An 18,897-nucleotide genomic window follows, 5' to 3' on the forward strand; every position below is an offset into this window, starting at 1 on the left:
GGTATCCTGGGGTGATATGACCCGTGCCCTGCTCCCCCTCCTGACCCTCTCCCTGATCGCCAGTGCCAGCGCGCAGCAGGCGAAAGAACTGCGCCTGGGCGTGTTCCCGAACGTCACCCACGCCGCCGGACTGGTCGGCGTGCAGCGCGGCCTGATCCAGAAGAACCTCCCCGACGGCGTGAAACTGGTCGTCAAGGAATTCGCCAACGGCAGCCAGATCAACGAGGCCTTTGCCGCGGGCGCCATCGACGCCGCGTACGTCGGCCCCGGCCCCGCCATGAACGCCTTCATGCGCGGCGTGCCCATCCAGGTGTACGCGGGCGCCGCGAACGCCGGAGCGGTGCTGGTCGCTCGCAAGGACAGCGGCGTGCGCAACGTCAAGGGGCTGGCCGGGAAGAAGGTCGCGGTGCCCACGCGCGGCAGCACGCAGGACATCAGCCTGCGGCACCTGCTGCACGAGAACGGCCTGAAAGCCACCGACGAGGGCGGCAACGTCAGCATCGTGCCCATCGACCCGGCGAACATGCCCGCCGCGTTCGCCGCGAAGCAGGTGGACGCCGCGCTCGTGCAGGAACCCTGGGGCGCCGTCATGGAAACGCAGGGCGCCAAGCTGATCGTGAACGAGAAGGGCATCTGGGAGGGCGGGAACTACACCACCACCGTCCTGACTGTGAACACGAAGTACGCTGCCGCGAACGCCGACACCGTCAAGGGCCTCCTGAAGGGGCACCTCGCCGCGATCACCTACATCAAGAGCAGCAACGCCGGCGCGCAGAAGGCCGTCGCCGAGCAGATCTACGCCTTCACCGGCAAGCGCCCCAACACGAACGAGCTGTTCAAGGCGCTGGCCCGCACGCGCGTCACGTGGGACATCAACCTGAAGACCCTCGCGGAGTACGCGCAGCTGAACAGGGAGGCGGGCTTCGCGCGGGAGGTGCCGGACCTGAACCGCTTCGTGAACCTGGACCTGATCCGCAGTCTCGCCAAGTAATACGGACTCCGGTTGAATGGGCTGCAAAGACCGCTGGGTCCGAGCGGATGCGACTCGTAGAGCTGCCCCGCAGAGGAGGAGCAAAACGGGTTCCGGATTGTCAGCGAAGCAAACGGAATCCGGATAACCCGTGAAACGCCGCCCCCTGACGTCACCGGGGGCGGCGTTCGCCCTTTCTGGTGCGGGTGCACTACACTGGGAAGCTATGACGGGGCCAAAGAAAGGTTCACGGGGCCGTGCCCCTAAACGAAACACTGCGCAGGGTCGGGGCGGCGCGACGCGCGAGACGACCCGCCCGGCGCGCGAACGCAGCGAGGGGAGCCGCAACGACTCGCGCGGCGACAGTCGTCCGGTCCGCACCGAGCTGAGCGGGACCGGCGGGCCGCGCCGCACCTCCTCGACCGGCAGTTCCTCCAGCGGCGGCCCGAGGACCGGTGGAACGAGGTCCGGCGGGAACAGCGCCGCGCGGGGCGGGACGAATCCGGCGCGCCGCAAGCCGGGCGAGGCCGCCCAGGGCCGCAGTGAAGGCCGCGGCGAGGGGCGCAGTGAGGCCCGCGCAGGTAGTCGCCCCGGCGGCAGCGGCCCGCGCCGCGCCGCGCCTCCGAAGGTGAAAAAGGCGCTGCCGGAACTCAAGCGCGTGCAGCTCGACGCGCCCGATCCGGACACGGTGTTCAGGGACCGGGACGGCGAGAAGATGACCTTCCCGGACAGCAACCTCAGGCGCGTCGCGGCGAAGATCCTGACGGAGAAGAACAAGGCGTGGCGGTACCGGCCGTTCGCGTTCCCGCTGTTCACGGACCGCGGACACGAGCAGTCGTTCCATTTCGACTTCTACATCTACGATTACGAGGACAGCGTCATCCGCCTGATCCTGGTGGTGCCGTTCGAGTCGCGCGAGGTCTGGGACCGCGTAGGCCGCTTCAAGCGGCAGTACCCCATGTACGAGTACGAACTGTGGACGCCGGAGAAGCTGTACCGCCTGAGCGGACCGCGTGGCCGCCTGGACTTCTGATCGCAGAGTTCAGAAGCAGGGCGAGCACCTGAGCACGACAGGGACTGGCCGACCACGGCACAGCTGAACTGCTCTGTCGGAGGGGGGTGGTCAGGGCCTCCTAGAATCGACTCATCTGCGGGCCTCAAGAAGCCAGCCTGAGACCCTTTATCATGCTGAACGTCGTCTGGAACGGCTTCTGACCCGGGTGAGCCGCATGAGAGTCCCCTTGACCATCGCTTGGGTTTGTGCGAGTTGCTGTGGTCCCACCGGGGGCATCTGGTACCGTTTCCACGTTCCGGGCGGCGCTCCTGCGCCCGCCCCGCCACGAAAGGAGAGCGCAGCCTGATGACCACCACTCCCCCCCTCCGCCCCGGCCGCCCCTACCCCCTGGGGGCCACCTGGGACGGCAAAGGCACCAATTTCGCCCTGTACTCCGAGAACGCCAGCGGCGTGGAGCTGTGCCTGTTCGACGAGCAGGGCAACGAGACCCGCGTGCCGCTGCGCGAGCAGACCGCGTTTGTGTGGCACGGCTACCTGAAGGGCGTCCAGCCGGGGCAGCGCTACGGGTACCGCGTGCACGGCGAGTACGCACCAGAACGCGGCCTGCGTTTCAACCCGAACGTCGTGCTGCTCGACCCCTACGCCAAGGCGCTGGACGGCACCGAGCAGTTCGACCGGGGCGTGTTCGGCTACGTGCCCGGCGGTGAGGACAGCGTCATGCAGGAGGAGGAGCAGCGCGGCGCGCCCCTGGGCATCGTCGTGAACCCCGCCTTTGACTGGGGGGACAGCCAGAAACCGGACGTGCCCTTCCATCAGTCCGTGATCTACGAGGCGCACGTCAAGGGCCTGACCATGACCCACCCGGACGTGCCGGACGAACTGCGCGGCACGTACGCCGGGATCGCCACCGAACCGATCCTCTTCTACCTGCGGGAACTGGGCATCACCAGCCTGGAACTGATGCCCGTGCATCAGCACGTGGACGATCCCTTCCTGCTCGACAAGGGCCTGACGAACTACTGGGGGTACAGCACCCTGTCGTTCTTCGCACCGGACGTCCGCTACAGCGCCGAGGCGCGGCGCGGCAACCCCGCTGGGGCCGTGGACGAGTTCAAGCAGATGGTCAAGGCCCTGCACGCCAGCGGCATCGAGGTCATCCTGGACGTGGTGTACAACCACACCGCCGAAGGCAACCACATGGGGCCCACCATGTCCTTCAAGGGCATCGACAACCCCACGTACTACCGACTGGTCGCCGAGGACCCCCGCTTCTACTTCGACTACACCGGCACCGGCAACAGCCTGAACGTCCGCCACCCGCAGACGCTGCAGCTGATCATGGACAGCCTGCGCTACTGGGTGACGGACATGCACGTGGACGGCTTCCGCTTCGACCTTGCCAGCACGCTGGCGCGCGGTCTGCACGAGGTGGATCAGCTGTCTGGCTTCTTCACGATCATCCACCAGGACCCCATCATCGGGCAAGTCAAGCTGATCGCCGAACCCTGGGACGTCGGTGAGGGCGGCTACCAGGTCGGGAACTTCCCCGTGAACTGGGCCGAGTGGAACGGCATCTACCGCGACGACATGCGCGCCTTCTGGAAGGGCGACGGCGGACTGGCGTCCGAGATCGGGTACCGCCTGACCGGCAGCAGTGACCTGTACCAGAACGACGGCCGGAAACCCTACGCGAGCATCAACTTCGTGACCGCACACGACGGCTTCACGCTACGCGACACCGTCACGTACGAGCAGAAACACAACGACGCCAACCAGGAAGGCGGCAACGACGGGCACAACCACAACATCACCTGGAACTGCGGCGCGGAAGGTGAGACGGACGACCCCGCCATCAACGCCCTGAGACGGCAGCAGCAGCGCAACTTCCTGGCGACCCTGCTGCTGGGGCAGGGCACGCCGATGCTGCTGGGCGGCGACGAGATCGGCCGCACGCAGGGCGGAAACAACAACGCCTACTGCCAGGACAATGAGATCAGCTGGTACGACTGGTCGAGCCTGGACGAGGAGCTGCTTGCGTTCACGAAGAAGGTCATCGGGCTGCGCAAGGCCCACCCGTCCCTGCACCGCCGCAAGTTCTTCAGTGGCCGCACCATCCGCGGCGAGGACGTCCGCGACATCGTGTGGCTGCGCTTCGACGGCGAGGAGATGAGCGACGAGGACTGGAGCAACCCCCAGACCGCGAGCATGGGCATCTTCCTGGACGGCAACGGCCTGGACGACGTGGACGAGCGCGGCGAGCCGCTGCTGGACGACCACCTGCTGCTGCTGCTGAACGCCTCGCACGTGGATCTGCCGTTCCGCCTGCCGGACCTCGCCGGGTGCCAGGAATGGGAACTGGCCCTCGACACGGCCGACGATCAGGCCAGCGGCACCGTGCAGGCCGGAGAGGAAACCAACCTCACGGCGCGCAGCGTGAAGCTGTACCGCTGCCCCCGGCAGTAACGACCTGAACCAGAGAGGCGGCCCCCAGTGTGCGGGCCGCCTCTCCTCTGTTCTGCTGGTCCTCCGGCCAACGCTCCGGCTCAGGTCTCGTAGCTGCGCGCCACGCTGGTCAGGACGCTGCGGTACTCGCCGGGCGTGATCAGGCCCATCGCCATGGCGTGACTCGCGGCGTTCAGGCTGTCGGCGGCCAGCACGAGGTCCACGCCCGCCTTGCGGACCTCCTCGCGGAGTTTCAGGACGCCCTCGTCGCGGTGCGCCTCGGTCACGTCGCGGATGTACACGGCCAGCACGCGGCCCGGGTGGCGGTGCACGACCTCCGCGTAGATTTCCGGATCCTTCTCGCCGCTGTCGCCCACCAGCACGAAACTCAGGTCCGGGAAGCGCTGGAAGATCTGTTCGATCACGCCGTGCTTGTACCCGCCGTGCCCGCCGAGCAGGTCCATGCCCCAGTTCCGCAGGAACAGCGGGCCCAGCGGAATGCGGCGGTAATCCAGGAACTGCCACAGCAGGTCGAAGAAGTTCCAGGGGCTGCTGGACACGTAGAAGATGGGGTTGCGGGCCTCGCCGTCGCGGGTCAGCGCGCGGTACAGGGCACCCACGCCCGGGAACGGCAGGCGCGTGCGGGCGTTACCGGTCAGGACGGTGCTGAGCATGCGCGGCACGCTGGTCACGTCGGACTGCAGCACCGTGTCGTCGAGGTCGCTGATCACGCCGAAGCGGGCGTCCGCGACGACCTGCACGCGGGCGCTGGCCTGCACCTCGCGCCCGTCGAGTTGCAGCGGCACCTGATGCCACCCGCCGGGCAGCGGGCCGGGCGGCGTGAACTCCAGCGTGAAGTACCCGTCGCTGTCACTGACGGCCGCGGCGCGCTGGCCGTTCAGGACGCCGCTGACGGTCACGCCGCCCACCTCGCGGGAGAACAGGCGACGCAGGACGTTCTGCGCGTTGCGCAGCCGGGGGTCGGTGCGGCGGGCGGGCGCGACGGTGCGGGGCAGCAGCACCCGCCCGCGCAGTTCCACGCGGCTGGGCGTGCCCCAGCCGACGTACGGCTGGAGCAGCAGCTTCCCGCGCGCCCGGCGGGGCTGCACGTATCCGCTGAAGGCGCGGTCGGCCGTCTGGACACCCCGTTCCAGCAGGGGCAGCAGCGCCTTGAAAGCAGTCTTGAACACCCGCCCAGTGTAAGCGGCCCCCCACCCGGCCGGGGCGAGGGGGTCCTTGGGGCTTCGCTGACGTTTGGGCCCCGTCAGGGTGCGGGCTGGTACGGCCACGCGACGTCCCCGACCGGCTCGCCGGGCGCGGCGCCATCCCAGTCGTAGCCGTAGACCTCGCGGGGGCGCAGGACGCTGGTGCCGTGGGCGGTCGCGTGGGCGCAGGTGGCATCGTACGCGGCGAGGATCTGCGGGAACTCGAACTGCTCGCGGGTCAGGGCCAGGAACGCCTCGTGCCGGGCGGGTTCGACGCGCAGGGCGACGTCCCCGCCGGGCGTGACCGCGCCGGCGTACGGCACGCAGATCTCGATGGGTCCGTCGCTGTCGGCGTTCACCTCGCCGTGGAAGATCACGAACGGCGCGCCCGCCACCGTGCCCTGCGAGGTGACGTGGTCCATGAGGGTCTGCATGCCGCCCTTGATCGCGGCGGGCAGGTCCGCGACGAACACGTGGAGGGTGAGGGTGGCGACCGGCTGATCGGGCTGAACGCGGGTCTGGACGGGGGGCAGGGTCATGGGGGTCTCTCCTTGCAGGCGTGAGAGGAGGTACAGGGTCAGGTCGCGCCGCTCGCGGTGCAGGCGGTCCAGCCGGGCGAGGTGAGCGCGCAGCGCGCCGGGCCGCTCTGAAGCGGGCGTGTCCAGCAGTGAGCGGATGTCACTCAGGGGCAGGTCGGCGCGGCGCAGCAGGCCGATCAGCCGGGCGTCCGCGACCTGCGCCGGGTCGTAGCGGCGGTACCCGCTGCCCTCATCCACCTGAGCGGGGCGCAGCAGGTTCAGGTCGTCGTACAGGCGCAGCGCCTTGGCGCTCAGGCCGCTTGCCTGTGCGAACGCACCGATGGTCATGAGTGGGATGGTCATGGGCGGGCTTCCCTCCGGAGGTACCCCCAGCGTGCGCCCTGCCCCTGGGGGAAGGTCAAGGGGCCTGATGCCGTGCGGCCTGCGCGACGATACGCCGCGCTGACGGGCGCGCTACCGTGACGGGAATGACGCCACTCCTGCTGGGCCACCGGGGCGCGCCCGCCCTGCACCGCGAGAACACCCTGACCGGCTTCCAGGCCGCGCTGGACGCCGGACTGGACGGCGTGGAACTGGACGTACGCCGCCTCGGCGACGGGACGCTGGTGGTGCACCACGACGCCAAGCTGGAAGAAGGCCGGGCGCTCCCCACGCTGCGCGCCGCCGAGCTGCCCGCCTTCGTCCCGACGCTGGACGCCGCGCTGGCCTGGGCGGCGGACACCGGAGCGTTCGTGAACGTGGAACTCAAGCACGAAGCGGCCCGGCCCGACGACCGGGTGGGCCGCACGCTGGACGCCATCCGAGCGCACGGCCTCACCCGACGCGTGATCGTGAGTTCGTTCATGCCGACCCTGCTGCGCGCCGCGCGCGACGCCGCGCCGGACACCCCGCGCGGCCTCCTGACCCACAAACCGTACCCGCCGCTGCTGGTGCGCGCCGTGATGGCCTGGACCGGCAGCGCCGCCCTGCACCCCCACCACGCGCTGATCGACGCGGCCCTGATGGACACCGCGCGGCTCAGAGGCTGGCAGGTGAACACCTGGACCGTCAACGACCCCGCCGAGGCCGCCCGCCTGAGCGCCCTCGGCGTGCACGCCCTGATCGGGGATCACCCGGACGTGCTGCTGCGCGCCCGGCTGCCTCCCGCCTCCTCCTAACGCCCCCAGGCCACGGGGCGGACGTTGCTGCCGCTCGTGAACGCGTGCAGCAGATTGTCCTCGATGCGGCGGGTGTTCACGCTGGCGTCGGTGGCGGTGGCCTGCGCGGTCACGCTGACCAGCTGACCGCCAAGCGGACGGGACTCCCAGGTCACGTGGACCGTGTTGCGGCCATCCGTACTGGTGGCCCGCCAAGCCACGCGCACATGCAGAGGGGCTTCTTTCTCGCTGAGGATCTTCATGCTGTCCGCACCGTCCGGGAAGGTGAACGTCCCATACCCGCTGGGCAGGCCTGTGTTGTAGGTGGACTGCGTGATGATCAGCGCGGAGATCCGCGCGAAGCTGCTGACACTCGCCTCTCGGTCCTCCGGCAGGCGAAGTGAGCTGGGCCTACTGCCCCCAGTGCTGAGGGGTGAGGTGACCTCCGCGATAACCTCATTCGGAGCGGGTTTCGGGCCGCTGTAGGCGGGCGCACAGGCCGCGAGCAGCATGGGAACGAGCAGAACCGAGCGTTTCACCGCAGCACCCTAGCGGATGGCCCGTCGCCTGCACGCCTCACGTGAGCACCCCCGCCACGTGGACGGGGGTGCCGTTCAGCCTTTCGCTCTTACAGCGAGATCAGGAAGGGGTCTTCCAGCGACTCGCAGATGAATCGCACGAAGCGGGCGGCGTCGGCACCGTCGATGAGGCGGTGGTCGTAGGTGAGGCTGATGGGGAGTATGTTGCGGGGTTCGAACTCGCCTTTCTCCCTGTTCCAGACGGGTTCCATGCCGCCGCGGCTCACGCCGAGGATGGCGACTTCGGGGCTGTTCACGATGGGCGTGAAGGCGTGCCCGCCGATCCCGCCGAGGTTGCTGATGGTGAAGGTGGCGCCCTGCATCTCGTCGGGTTTCAGTTTGCGGTCGCGGGCTTTCCCGGCCAGTTCGCTCAGTTCGAGGACGAGGTCCGTGATGCTCTTGCGGTCGGCGTCCTTGACGACGGGGACGAGCAGGCCGACGGGCGTGTCGACGGCGACGCCGATGTTCACGAAGTCCTTGTAGATGACCTGCTGGGCGTCCAGGTCGAGGCTCGCGCCGAACTTGGGGAACTTGCGCAGGGCGTTCGCGACGACCTTCATGAGGATGTGGGTCATGGTGAGCTTCCCGCCCGCCTTCTCCACGCGGGCGCCGAAGCGTTTGCGGACCTCTTCCATGACGGTCACGTCGGCCTTGTCGAAGTGCGTGACCATGGGGATGGCGGTGCTGGCGGTCATGGAGCGGACGGTGGCCTTGCGGATGCCGCTCATGTCCTCGCGGGTGACGTTACCCCACTTCGTGAAGTCGGGGAGCGGCGCGGCGGCCACGGCAGGTGCGGCGGCGGGGGCGCTGGTGGCCGGAGCGGCAGCAGGTGCGGTGACGGTGGGGGTGCCGCCGGTGCGGCGCACGTCCTCCTCACTGATGCGCCCGGCGATACCGGTGCCGTGCACGGCATGGATGTCCACGCCGAGTTCCCGCGCGAGGCGGCGGACGCTGGGCGCGGCGGGCACGACGGTGCGGCCGTCGAAGGTCTGGGGGTTCTGGGTGCCCTGCGCTTTGGGGAACTGCGCGGCGGGCTGCTCGCCGCCCAGGTTCACCTTCACGACGCTGGGGGCGCTGGCCGGGGCGGCGGCAGGAGTAGCGGGAGCCGGTGAGGGTGCAGGCGCAGCGGCGGGGGCGCTCGCGCCGCCCAGGGTGGCGATCATGCCGCCCACCTTCACGGTGTCCCCGACCTTCACGTTCACGCCGGTCACGGTGCCGCCCGCGTTGGCGGGAACTTCCACGACGGCCTTGTCCGTCTCGATCTCGATGACGGGCTGGCCCTCGCTGACCGTGTCGCCTTCCTTCACGAGGACGCTGACGACGGTGCCCTGCTCGATGTTGTCGCCCACGTCCGGCAGGGTGATCTGCCCGCCCGCGCTGGCGGCAGCGGCAGGGGTGGCGGGCGCGGCAGGTTCGGCGGCCTGTTCCTTCTGCGCGGCCTGTTGCGCCTGCGCGACCTCCTTGCTGCTGCCGGTCTCGGCTTCGTCCACCGGGCCGTTCGCCGGGGCGGCGGGGGCAGCCGGGGCGCTGCCACCGCTCAGGGTGGCGATCACGCCGCCGACCTTCACGGTGTCACCCACGCTCACGTTCACGGCCTCGACGGTTCCGGCGGCCTCGGCGGGCACCTCAATGACGGCCTTGTCGGTCTCGATCTCGATGATCGGCTGGCCCTCGGTCACGCTGTCCCCGGCCTTCACGAGCACCGTCACGACCGTGCCCTGCTCAATGTTGTCGCCCACGTCGGGCAGTTTCAGTTCAGTCGCCATTTGGAGTTCTCCTTCGGAGAGGGGTTGATGGTCGATGGTAGACGGTTGATGGTCGATAGGTATTCCATCAACCATCAACGTTCAACCTTTAACGCAGGACAGGCGCGTCGCGTTCCGTGTCGATGCCGAGGTCGGCGATGGCCTGGGCGACCACTTCACCCTTGATCTTGCCGTCGCGCTGGAGAGCGTACAGGGTGGCAAGGACGACGTGCTTGGCGTCCACTTCGAAGAAGTCGCGGAGTTCCTTGCGCGCCTCGCTGCGGCCGAAGCCGTCGGTGCCTAGCGTCCAGAGTTTGCGGTCGAGGTGGCCGTTCAGGCCGTCCGCGCCGAGCTTGATGTAGTCGCTGACCGAGATCAGGACGCCGGGGGCATTCTCGCGGCTCAGCTGCTGCGCGACGTACGGCACGCGAGGTTCCTCGGTCGGGTGGAGCATGTTGTGGCGCTGGGCGAGCAGGGCGTCCTGGTGGAGTTCCTTGTAGCTCGTGACGCTCCACAGGTCGGCGGCCACGCCGTACTTCTCGAGCATAGTGACGGCTTCCTGCGCGGCGCCCATGGCGGGGCCACCGGCGAGGATCTGCGCCTGGAGCTTGGGTTTCTTCAGGGCGCTGCGCTGCAGGCGGTACAGGCCGCGGACGATGCCGTCGCGGATCTCCTCGTGGCTGCGGTCACTGGGCATGGCGGGCTGGACCTCGTTCTCGTTGTCGATGGTGACGTAGTAGAACTCGTCGATGCCGTCCACGTACATGCGCTGGATGCCGCTCTCGATGATCACGGCCAGTTCGTATGCGAAGGCCGGGTCGTACGTCTTGAGGTTCGGGACGACGTACGCCTGCAGGTGGCTGTTGCCGTCCTGGTGCTGGAGGCCCTCGCCGGCCAGGGTGGTGCGGCCGGCGGTCGCGCCGAGGATGAAGCCGCGGGCGCGCTGGTCGGCGGCGGCCCACACGAGGTCACCGACGCGCTGCATGCCGAACATGGAGTACAGCACGAAGAACGGGATGGTCGGCACGCCGTGGTTGGCGTACGCGGTGCCCGCCGCGATCCAGGAGGCCATCGCGCCGTCCTCGGTGATGCCCTCTTCGAGCATCTGGCCGTCCACGCTTTCCTTGTAGGCCATCAGGGAGCCGCTGTCGACCGGGGTGTACGTCTGGCCGCGCGGGCTGTAGATGCCGATGCGGGGCACCAGGGCGTCCATGCCGAAGGTGCGGGCCTCGTCGGGCACGATGGGCACGACGAGTTTGCCGATCTCCTTGTCGCGCAGGAGTTTGCTGATGATCTGCACGGCGGCCATGGTGGTGCTCACCTGGCGGTCGCCGCTGCCCTTGGCGAACTCCTCGTAGAACTCGCCGTTCGGGATGGTGGGGTGCGGGTACTCGACCTTCCGGGCGGGAATCGGCCCGCCGAGCGCGGCGCGGCGTTCCAGCGCGTACTTCACTTCCGGGCTGTCGGGGCCGGGGTGGTAGTACTCGAGGTGCTCGACCTGCTCGTCGGTCAGGGGGAGTTCCAGCGTGTCGCGCAGGTCCTTGAGGGTGTGGAAGTCGAGCTTCTTGACCTGGTGGGCGACGTTGCGGGCCTGGGCGCTCTCGCCGAGGCCGTAGCCCTTGATGGTGCGCGGGATGATGATGGTGGGGCTGCCCTTGTGCTGCACGGCGGAGGCGTACGCGGCGTAGATCTTGTGGATGTCGTGCCCGCCGCGGTTCAGGAGTTCCAGTTCGGCGTCGCTCCAGCCGTCGATCAGGGCCTTGAGTTCCGGGGTGTTGAAGAACTTCTCGCGCAGCTCCTTCCCGCCGAACGCCGCGTAGCGCTGCGATTCCCCGTCCACGAGCAGTTCGAAGCGTTTGACGATCGCGCCGTTGTAGTCCTTCTGGAGCAGTTCGTCCCACTTGCTGTCCCAGATGACCTTGATGACGTTCCAGCCCGCGCCGCGGAACAGCGCCTCGAACTCTTGGATGACCTTGCTGTTCGCGCGCACCGGCCCGTCGAGACGCTGGAGGTTCGCGTTCAGCACGAAGATCAGGTTGTCGAGGTTCTCGTACGCCGCGAAGCGGATCGCGCCGATGCTCTGCGGCTCGTCCATCTCGCCGTCACCCAGGAACGCCCAGACCTTCGCGTCACCCTTGGGTTTCAGGCTGCGGTTTTCCAGGTATTTGATGAAGCGCGCCTGGTAGATCGCCTGGATGGGGCCCAGGCCCATGCTGACGGTCGGGAACTCCCAGTAGTCGGGCATCAGCCAGGGGTGCGGGTAGCTGCTCAGGCCCGCGCCGTCGGGCTGCAGTTCGCGGCGGAAGCGGTTCATGCGCGCCTCGTCGAAACGGCCCTCCAGGAAGGAGCGGGCGTACACGCCGGGGCTGGCGTGCCCCTGGTAGAAGATCAGGTCGCGGTCCTGCCCGGCGCCGTGGCCGCGGAAGAAGTGGTTGAAGCCCACCTCCAGCAGCTCGGCGGCGCTGGCGTACGTGCTGAGGTGCCCTCCGATCCCGTCGCTGTTCTTGTTCGCCTTGATGACCATCGCGACGGCGTTCCAGCGGATGATGTTGCGGATGCGGCGTTCGATCTCGGGGTCGCCGGGGTACTCGGGCTGCGCCTCGACGTCGATGGTGTTGATGTAGGGGGTGTTCTGCTTGAACGTGATCGGCGCGCCGTGGAAGTACGCGTAGTGATCGAGTTCCTCCAGCAGTTCCGCCGCGCGGTTGTCCCCGGCGTCGGCGAACACGTACGCCAGAGAGTCCAGCCACTCCTGCGTCTCGACCGCGTTGAGCTGCTGGCGTTCCTGCGCGTTCATCCCGGCGCGCGCGGGCCGGTTCGGCGGTGCCGACTTCTGGGGAGACTGCGTCATGCTGCCCAGCATAGGCCCCGCCAGTCCCACACTTCCAACAGGGAATTCTCATGCGATTCACCACTGACACTGGTGGGTGGCGGGCGCTACGCTGTCCCTGATGTCGGTCGAACTGCGTCACCTGCGGCACTTCGTGGCCCTCGCCGAGGAGGAACACTTCGGGCGGGCCGCCGAACGCGTGTTCGTCGTCCAGCAGGCCCTCAGCAACTCCATCCGCAACCTGGAAGAGGAGGTCGGGGTGCCCCTGGTGCTGCGCACCACCCGCCGCGTGCAGCTGACCCCCGCCGGGCAGGAATTCCTGATCGGCGCGCGCGAAACCCTCGCCCTGGCCGGACAGACCGTCGAACGCGCCCGCCGCGCCGCCCGCGGAGAGGTCGGCCGCCTGAGCGTCGGCTTCGTCAGCGGCCTCGCCTTCGGGGGCCTGCCGGAGATCGTGCGGCGCTTCCGGGAGCTGTACCCGAACGTCAGCGTGGACCTGCGCGAACTCACCGCGCAGGAACAGGAAGCCGCGCTGCGCGGCGGGCAGGTGGGCATCGGCCTGATGCTGCTGCCAGTGCGCGACCCCAGCCTCGACTCCCGCGCCCTGTGGCGACAACCCCTGGTCGCCGCGCTGCCCGCCGCGCACCCCCTCGCCCGCAAACGCCGACTGAAGATCAGCGACCTGGGGGCCGAACCGTTCGTGTTCTTCCCCCGCCAGATCCGCGCCACGTACTTCGATCAGGTCATGCGCTGGTGCTCCACAGCAGGATTCACCCCCCACGTCGTGCAGGAAGCCATCGAGGTCCCCACCCTGCTGTCCCTCGTCGCGGCGGGCGTCGGCGTGTTCCTCCCCATCGAATTCTTCAGCCGCCTGTCCCTGCCCGGCGTCGCCTACCGCCCCGTCGAGGACGCCCCCACCGTGGACATCGTCGCCGTGTGGCGACGCGGCGACGGGAAGAACCCCGTCATCCGCGCGTTCCTGACCGTCGCGGAGGAGGTGCTGAGGGAGGGCAGTGGGAAGTAGGAAGTGGGCAGTGGGCTCGGGCGGGGTGAGCGCTCAGGCCGCGTGACCGCCGTTGACCATCACCCATCACCCATCCTCCGTCACCCCTGCTGCGGCTTCCCGGTGTCCGGCATGCCGCGCAGCACACCCAGGATCAGCAGCGTGCCCCCAACGGACAGCAGCGCGCCCATCAGGAACGCCGCGCCGGGGAAGCCATGCGTGAGGCCGTAGGCGTACACAGCGGTCGCCAGGAGCGGACCGACCACGGCGACCAGGGAGTTCAGGCTGGTGATCGCGCCCTGCACGCGGCCCTGCTCGGTTTCACTCACCTGACGGGAGATCAGGCCCTGAATGGCCGGGTTCGCGAGCCCCCCCAGCGCACCCACGACCAGTGAGGCGTACAGCAGTGCGCCGCTGCGGGCCACGCTGAGCACCGTGAATTCCAGGATGCTGCTGACCAGGCCGGTCATGATGGTGCGCCGCTCGCCGAACCGCGCGATGAACGGCCCGATCAGTCCACCCTGCACGGCGGCGGTCAGCAGGCCGAAGAACGCCAGCGCCACGCCGTTCTGCCCCGGCGTCCAGCGCAGCACGCCCTCGGTGTACAGCACCCACGTGCTGAAGATCACCTGCCCCGCGAGACCCAGCAGCACGAACGTCAGCGCCAGCGACCGCAGGATCGGGTACTCACCAAGCGCCCGCAGGGGCAGCAGCGGGTTCAGATCCGCGCGCCGCATGGCCTTGCCGCGCGCACTGACCGGCAGCGACTCGGGCAGCACGAACAGGCCGTACAGCACGTTCAGGCCCGTCAGGGCCGCTGCCACCATGAACGGCACGCGCAGGCCGTACTCGCCCAGCAGGCCCCCCAGCGCCGGACCCAGGATGAACCCCACCCCGAACGTCGCGCCCAGCAGCCCGAAGTTCTTCGCGCGGTCCTCCGGCGGCGACACGTCCGCGATGTACGCGTTCGCGACCGTCAGGCTCGCCCCGGTGATCCCCGCCAGGATGCGCCCCACGAACAGCCACGCCAGGTTCGGCGCGAACGCCAGCAGCAGGTAATCCAGCGCCATGCCCGTCAGCGCGAACAGCAGCACCGGCCGCCTCCCGAAGCGGTCACTCAGCACCCCCAGGATCGGCGCGAAGATGAACTGCATCACCGCGTACGCCGCCGTCAGCAGCCCGATGGTCCGCGCGCCCGCCACCTCCGACCCTGCCAGTTCCTTGACCAGCCCCGGCAGCACCGGGATGATCAGCCCGATCCCGATGATGTCGATCAGGGCGGTCAGCAGAATGAAGATCATCGCGGCGGGACGGGAACGCATGGGGGGCAGTGTAGGGGGTCAGGCGACCGGAGTCTGCTGGAACAGGGCCAGCTGGGTGATCGGCCCGTATTCGGGGTGCACGTCGCCCAGATCGTGGAAGGTCACGGCGTACCCGTACTGTTCGGCGGCCGCCTGAGCCCAGGACTGAAACTCGGCGCGGGTCCATTCGAAGCGGTGGTCGGCGTGCCGCCGGGTGAGGGGCTCCTCGAAGGTGGCGTTGTACTCGCGGTTGGGCGTGGTGACGATCAGCGTGCCGGGCCGCGCGTGGCCCAGGACGTTCTGCGTCAGGGCACTCAGGCGGTGCGGTTCCAAGTGCTCGATGACCTCGACCAGGGCGGCCGCGTCGAAGCCCCTGAGGCGGGAGTCCGGGTAGGCGAGACTGCCGTGTAGGAGCGTCACGCGGTCCCGCAGTTCGGGGCGTTCATCCAGTTTCAGGCGCTCGGCAGCGATCTCCAGACTGCGGGCGCTGAGGTCCACACCGACCAGTTCGCGGAACTGAGACGAGCGCAGCAGGCGGCGCAGGAGTTTGCCCTCGCCGCAGCCGAGATCCAGCACGCGCCGCGCCCCGGTCTGTTCCAGCAGGGCCGCCACGGCGCCCAGTCGGGCGTCGTGCACGCGGGGCGGTACTGGCGTATCCGTTGTGGGCTCAGCGTCGGAAGCGTCCTGCTCAGGCTGCGGGTCGGTCAGTCGGGCCTGCGCCTGCGCCACCAGCCCCCGGAACCGCAGGTAGCGCGCGGCGATCAGGTCGCGTTCCGGGTGGGTGTCCAGCCAGTCCTGTCCGTGCCGGAGCAGCTTGTCCACCTCGGCCTCACCCACGTAGTAGTGTTTCTTGCCGTCCAGAACGGGCAGCAGCACGTACAGGTGCCGCAGGGCGTCAGCGACCCGCACGGTGCCGCGCAGCGTCAGCGTGACGTAGGGCCGCTCGCCCCACTCGGGGTACAGGGCGTCCAGGGGAATGGCCTGCACCTCGACCTCGTACCCCAGCGGGCCGAACAGCCGCTCTGGCAGGTCCGTCTGCCCGCGAGCCGCCACGCACGGCAGGGTCAGGGTCAGCGGCAGGGGTCTGGCGGCCAGTTCGGGCCGGTCGCGGCTCTGGCCGGTCATGGCGGTCCCGAACGCGTCGCGCAGCGCCACCGACAGGAAACTGCCGGACGCGTAGGGACGGTCGTTCACGTAGGGTTCCAGCGTGCCGGACTCGCCGCCCGCAGGGGCGCGGGACAGCGCGACCGGGTCCACCTCGACGAGCAGCGCGGCGGTGGTGCGCTCCGGGGTGGCCTCCGGGTAGAACACCAGGGACCGGCCGAACGGCAGGGGGCGTTCCAGGGTGCGGTCTGGATGTTTCATGAGCACGAAGCCCAGGTCGGTGGCCGGCGTGTGGGTGGTGGTGATGGTCAGGAGCATGGCTGGCCCTCCAAGCCAAAGGGGAACGAAGTGGCAGGCAGCGTCATCACAGCCGCACGTCGATTGGGTCGCTTTCCAGCGCCAGGACGCCCAGCACGCACTCGTGCACGCGGCCTTCGGCCCCCTCCGCGAAGCGGTGCAGGCCCTCCAGGCCCAGGCGGAACTCGCGGGACGCGCGGGCCCGCTTGGCGTTCAGGGCGCGGGCCTTCAGGCGGGTCAGGTGTTCGGGGCGGGTGTACTCCGGGCCGTAGATGATCCGCAGGTACTCGCGTCCCCGGACCTTCACGGCGGGCTGTCCCTGCCGCCCGGCTGGGAGGAAGTCCAGTGGTTTGACGACCATGCCCTCGCCGCCTGCGGCTGTCAGGGTGTCCCACCACGCCGTAGCCTGCGCCTCGTCGGGGGTGCCGAGGGTCACGACGCGGTGCGCGGTCCGACCGAAGAGGACCGGGTCGGCGTCGGCCAGGATGCCCAGCGTCGTCAGGTGCCACAGGTGGTCCCGGTCGTCATGCACGCGCCCCTGGGAGGCGAGCAGGTGGAAGGGGCGGATCTGCACGTCCTCCGGGCCGGTCACGCGCCTCACGTACGCGCGGTACGCGTCGCGGTAGCGGTGCAGGTCCCCGGCGCGCTCCTGCGTGCGCGTCAGCCACTCGCCCACCGGCACACCCCGCGCGTGCGCCGCCCGCAGGGCGTCCGCCGCCGCCGGGAGCGCCGCGTTCCCGGCGGCTCCCACGGCGGCGTACTGTCCCCTGATGAGTTCCTCGGCCTTCAGGCTCCAGGGCAGGATCTCGGCGTCCAGCAGCAGCCAGTCGGTCTCCAGGGTGTCCCACAGGCCCGCGCGGGTGGCGGCCTCACGGGCGCGGGTCAGGATGTCCGCCTCCCACTCCGGGCGGAAGAACGGGCGGCCCGTGCGGGTGTACACGCTGCCCTGCCCAGCCGCGCCGAAGCGGCGGGCGGCGGCCTCGTCCCGCGTGAGCACCAGCAGGGCGCGGCTGCCCATGTGTTTCTCCTCGCACACGACCTGCACCGCGCCCTGCGCGCGGAAGTACGCGAAGGCCTCGTCCGGATGCTCCAGGAACTCCGGGCGGGCGCTCGTCTCGACCGGACTCATGGTGGGCGGCAGGTACAGGCACCAGCGGGGGTCCACACCGTATCGGCTGAAGGTCTCGACCGCCGCCGCGCGCTCACCGGCCCGCAGCATCACGCCCCCCACCGAACGGGTCACGATCCGCCCCGGTTTCAGGAACTCGGCCAGATCGAAGGGCGCAGTGGCGGCCGGGTCCGGCGCGGCCTCCAGCGGTCGGGCGGGCGCGGCGTACTGGGCGCGCGCCGGGACGCTGCGGAGTTCCATCTCCGGATAGCGCAGGGCAGTCAGCTGCCCGCCGAACACGCAGCCGGTATCCAGGTCAATGGTGCGGTTCACCCACCGCGCCTGCCCGACCGGGGTATGCCCGTACACCACGTGGGCAGCCCCCTTGTACGCCGCGGCCCAGTCGCGGCGGACCGGCAGGCCCAGTTCGTCGGTGCTGCCGTCCACGTCCCCGTACAGCGCGAAGCTGCGGACCCGGGCACTGCTGCGCCCCTGGTACCTCTCGGGCAGACCGGCGTGTGCGACGACCACGCGTCCCTCGTCCAGCACGAAGTGACTGATCAGGCCGCCCAGGAACCGCCGCACCTGCCGACAGAATTCAGGGCCGGCCGCCTCGATCTGCGCCAGGGTGCCATCCAGGCCATGCAGGGCCTGCACCTGCTTGCCGTCCAGCGCCCGCTTCAGTTTTTCTTCGTGGTTGCCGGGCACGCACAGGGCTGCGCCGCTGGCGACCATGTTCATCACCAGTCGCAGGACGCCCGCGCTGTCCGGTCCCCGGTCCACCAGGTCGCCCACGAACACGGCCGTGCGGCCCGCCGGGGGCGTGACCTGATCCCCGTCCAGGGCGTAGCCCAGGTCCGTGAGCAGGTCGCGCAGTTCGGGCAGGCAGCCGTGCACGTCCCCGATGAAGTCGAACGGTCCGCGCAGGTCGCGGCGGTTCGAGTACAGCGGCACGCGCGTGATCTGGGCGGCGTTCACGTCATCCACCGACCGCAGGGTCCAGACGTGCCGGAACCCCTCACGGCCCAGGCCACGCAACCCCCGGCGCAGGTCCGTCTGCTGACGGCCGATCACCGCCTCGCTGAACGGTCGGTCTCCCCGCGCCTCGTGCCGGGCGTCCAGCACGCTGCGCGGCAGGTCCAGCACGATCGCCACGGGCAGCACGTCATGTGCGCGCGCGAGTTCCACGAGTCGGCGGCGATCCTCCGCCCGCACCGAGGTCGCGTCCACCACCGTCAGCAGACCCCGTTCCAGACGCCGCGCTGCCACGTGATACAGGCTGCTGAACGCAGCCTCGTTGGCGTCCAGCGTGTGCTCACTGCCGCTCACGAGGGCACGGAACTGGTCACTGCTCAACACTTCGAAAGGACCGAAGTGTCTCGCCGCGAAGGTGCTTTTGCCCGAGGATGACGCGCCGATCAGCGCGACCAGGGCAAGTTCAGGCAGGGGAATCTGGGTCATAGGGCCGTCCTTTCGGTGCGGGGCACCAGCGGTCACTCTATCGGCCCTGCCCTATGTTCACCTGCGTCAAATGACCTGCCGGGCGGGCCTGTACCTCAAGTTCCGATGAGTCATCCGGCTTACCGTGCGCTTACGTCCGGGGCGTAAAATACAGAGATTCGTT

At 69.4% G+C, this 18,897-nt stretch carries 13 protein-coding genes; 5 read left to right on the forward strand and 8 right to left on the reverse strand.

All coding sequences use genetic code 11. The annotated features are described in order from the left end of the window. Positions 1-16 precede the first annotated feature (16 nt). From IEY69_RS13515 to glgX, 3 genes are all read left to right on the forward strand, one after another. Positions 17-991 (forward strand): ABC transporter substrate-binding protein, encoded by a 975-nt coding sequence (locus IEY69_RS13515; protein WP_189073676.1) that lies wholly within the window; start codon positions 17-19, stop codon positions 989-991. Positions 992-1,196: 205 nt separating this feature from the next. After that, positions 1,197-2,003 (forward strand): hypothetical protein, encoded by an 807-nt coding sequence (locus IEY69_RS13520; protein ID WP_189073677.1) that lies wholly within the window; start codon positions 1,197-1,199, stop codon positions 2,001-2,003. 327 nt (positions 2,004-2,330) lie between these two features. Next, positions 2,331-4,448: a glycogen debranching protein GlgX gene (gene glgX, locus IEY69_RS13525; protein ID WP_189073678.1), complete on the forward strand. Its 2,118-nt coding sequence runs from the start codon at positions 2,331-2,333 to the stop codon at positions 4,446-4,448. 80 nt (positions 4,449-4,528) lie between these two features. Here the strand turns inward: glgX and IEY69_RS13530 are convergent, their stop codons facing one another. Both IEY69_RS13530 and IEY69_RS13535 read right to left on the reverse strand, forming a co-directional pair. Next, complete coding sequence (locus IEY69_RS13530) at positions 4,529-5,617, reverse strand: App1 family protein phosphatidate phosphatase (protein WP_229783959.1); 1,089 nt, start codon at positions 5,615-5,617, stop codon at positions 4,529-4,531. Positions 5,618-5,691: 74 nt separating this feature from the next. Next, positions 5,692-6,513, reverse strand: a complete 822-nt coding sequence (locus IEY69_RS13535) for a MerR family transcriptional regulator (protein WP_189073679.1) — start codon at positions 6,511-6,513, stop codon at positions 5,692-5,694. Positions 6,514-6,638: 125 nt separating this feature from the next. On the opposite strand from IEY69_RS13535, the gene IEY69_RS13540 reads away from it, so the two are divergent. Then, entirely contained in the window at positions 6,639-7,328 is a 690-nt protein-coding gene (locus IEY69_RS13540; protein ID WP_189073680.1) for a glycerophosphodiester phosphodiesterase, read from the forward strand. Here IEY69_RS13540 and IEY69_RS13545 read toward each other — a convergent pair. From IEY69_RS13545 to aceE, 3 genes are all read right to left on the reverse strand, one after another. Then, complete coding sequence (locus IEY69_RS13545; protein ID WP_189073681.1) at positions 7,325-7,846, reverse strand: hypothetical protein; 522 nt, start codon at positions 7,844-7,846, stop codon at positions 7,325-7,327. The two genes, IEY69_RS13540 and IEY69_RS13545, sit on opposite strands and share 4 nt — an antisense overlap. A gap of 89 nt (positions 7,847-7,935) precedes the next feature. Further along, complete coding sequence (aceF, locus tag IEY69_RS13550; protein WP_189073682.1) at positions 7,936-9,651, reverse strand: dihydrolipoyllysine-residue acetyltransferase; 1,716 nt, start codon at positions 9,649-9,651, stop codon at positions 7,936-7,938. Between the two features lie 88 nt (positions 9,652-9,739). Further along, positions 9,740-12,427, reverse strand: a complete 2,688-nt coding sequence (gene aceE / locus IEY69_RS13555) for a pyruvate dehydrogenase (acetyl-transferring), homodimeric type (protein ID WP_174368984.1) — start codon at positions 12,425-12,427, stop codon at positions 9,740-9,742. A gap of 154 nt (positions 12,428-12,581) precedes the next feature. Between aceE and IEY69_RS13560 the strand changes: the two genes are divergently transcribed. Further along, positions 12,582-13,484, forward strand: coding sequence for a LysR substrate-binding domain-containing protein (locus IEY69_RS13560; RefSeq protein ID WP_189073683.1), 903 nt, complete (start codon positions 12,582-12,584; stop codon positions 13,482-13,484). 80 nt (positions 13,485-13,564) lie between these two features. On the opposite strand, the gene IEY69_RS13565 is transcribed toward IEY69_RS13560, so the two are convergent. The 3 genes from IEY69_RS13565 to IEY69_RS13575 are packed head-to-tail and all read right to left on the reverse strand — an operon-like array spanning position 13,565 to position 18,734. Further along, positions 13,565-14,785, reverse strand: a complete 1,221-nt coding sequence (locus tag IEY69_RS13565) for a TCR/Tet family MFS transporter (protein ID WP_189073684.1) — start codon at positions 14,783-14,785, stop codon at positions 13,565-13,567. 18 nt (positions 14,786-14,803) lie between these two features. Further along, positions 14,804-16,186, reverse strand: coding sequence for a 3' terminal RNA ribose 2'-O-methyltransferase Hen1 (locus IEY69_RS13570; protein ID WP_189073685.1), 1,383 nt, complete (start codon positions 16,184-16,186; stop codon positions 14,804-14,806). A gap of 46 nt (positions 16,187-16,232) precedes the next feature. Continuing rightward, positions 16,233-18,734 carry a polynucleotide kinase-phosphatase gene (locus IEY69_RS13575; protein WP_189073686.1) on the reverse strand — a complete coding sequence of 834 codons (2,502 nt, stop codon included), beginning with the start codon at positions 18,732-18,734 and terminating at the stop codon, positions 16,233-16,235. Positions 18,735-18,897: the final 163 nt, after the last annotated feature.

Source organism: Deinococcus sedimenti, assembly GCF_014648135.1.
Lineage (GTDB): Bacteria > Deinococcota > Deinococci > Deinococcales > Deinococcaceae > Deinococcus > Deinococcus sedimenti.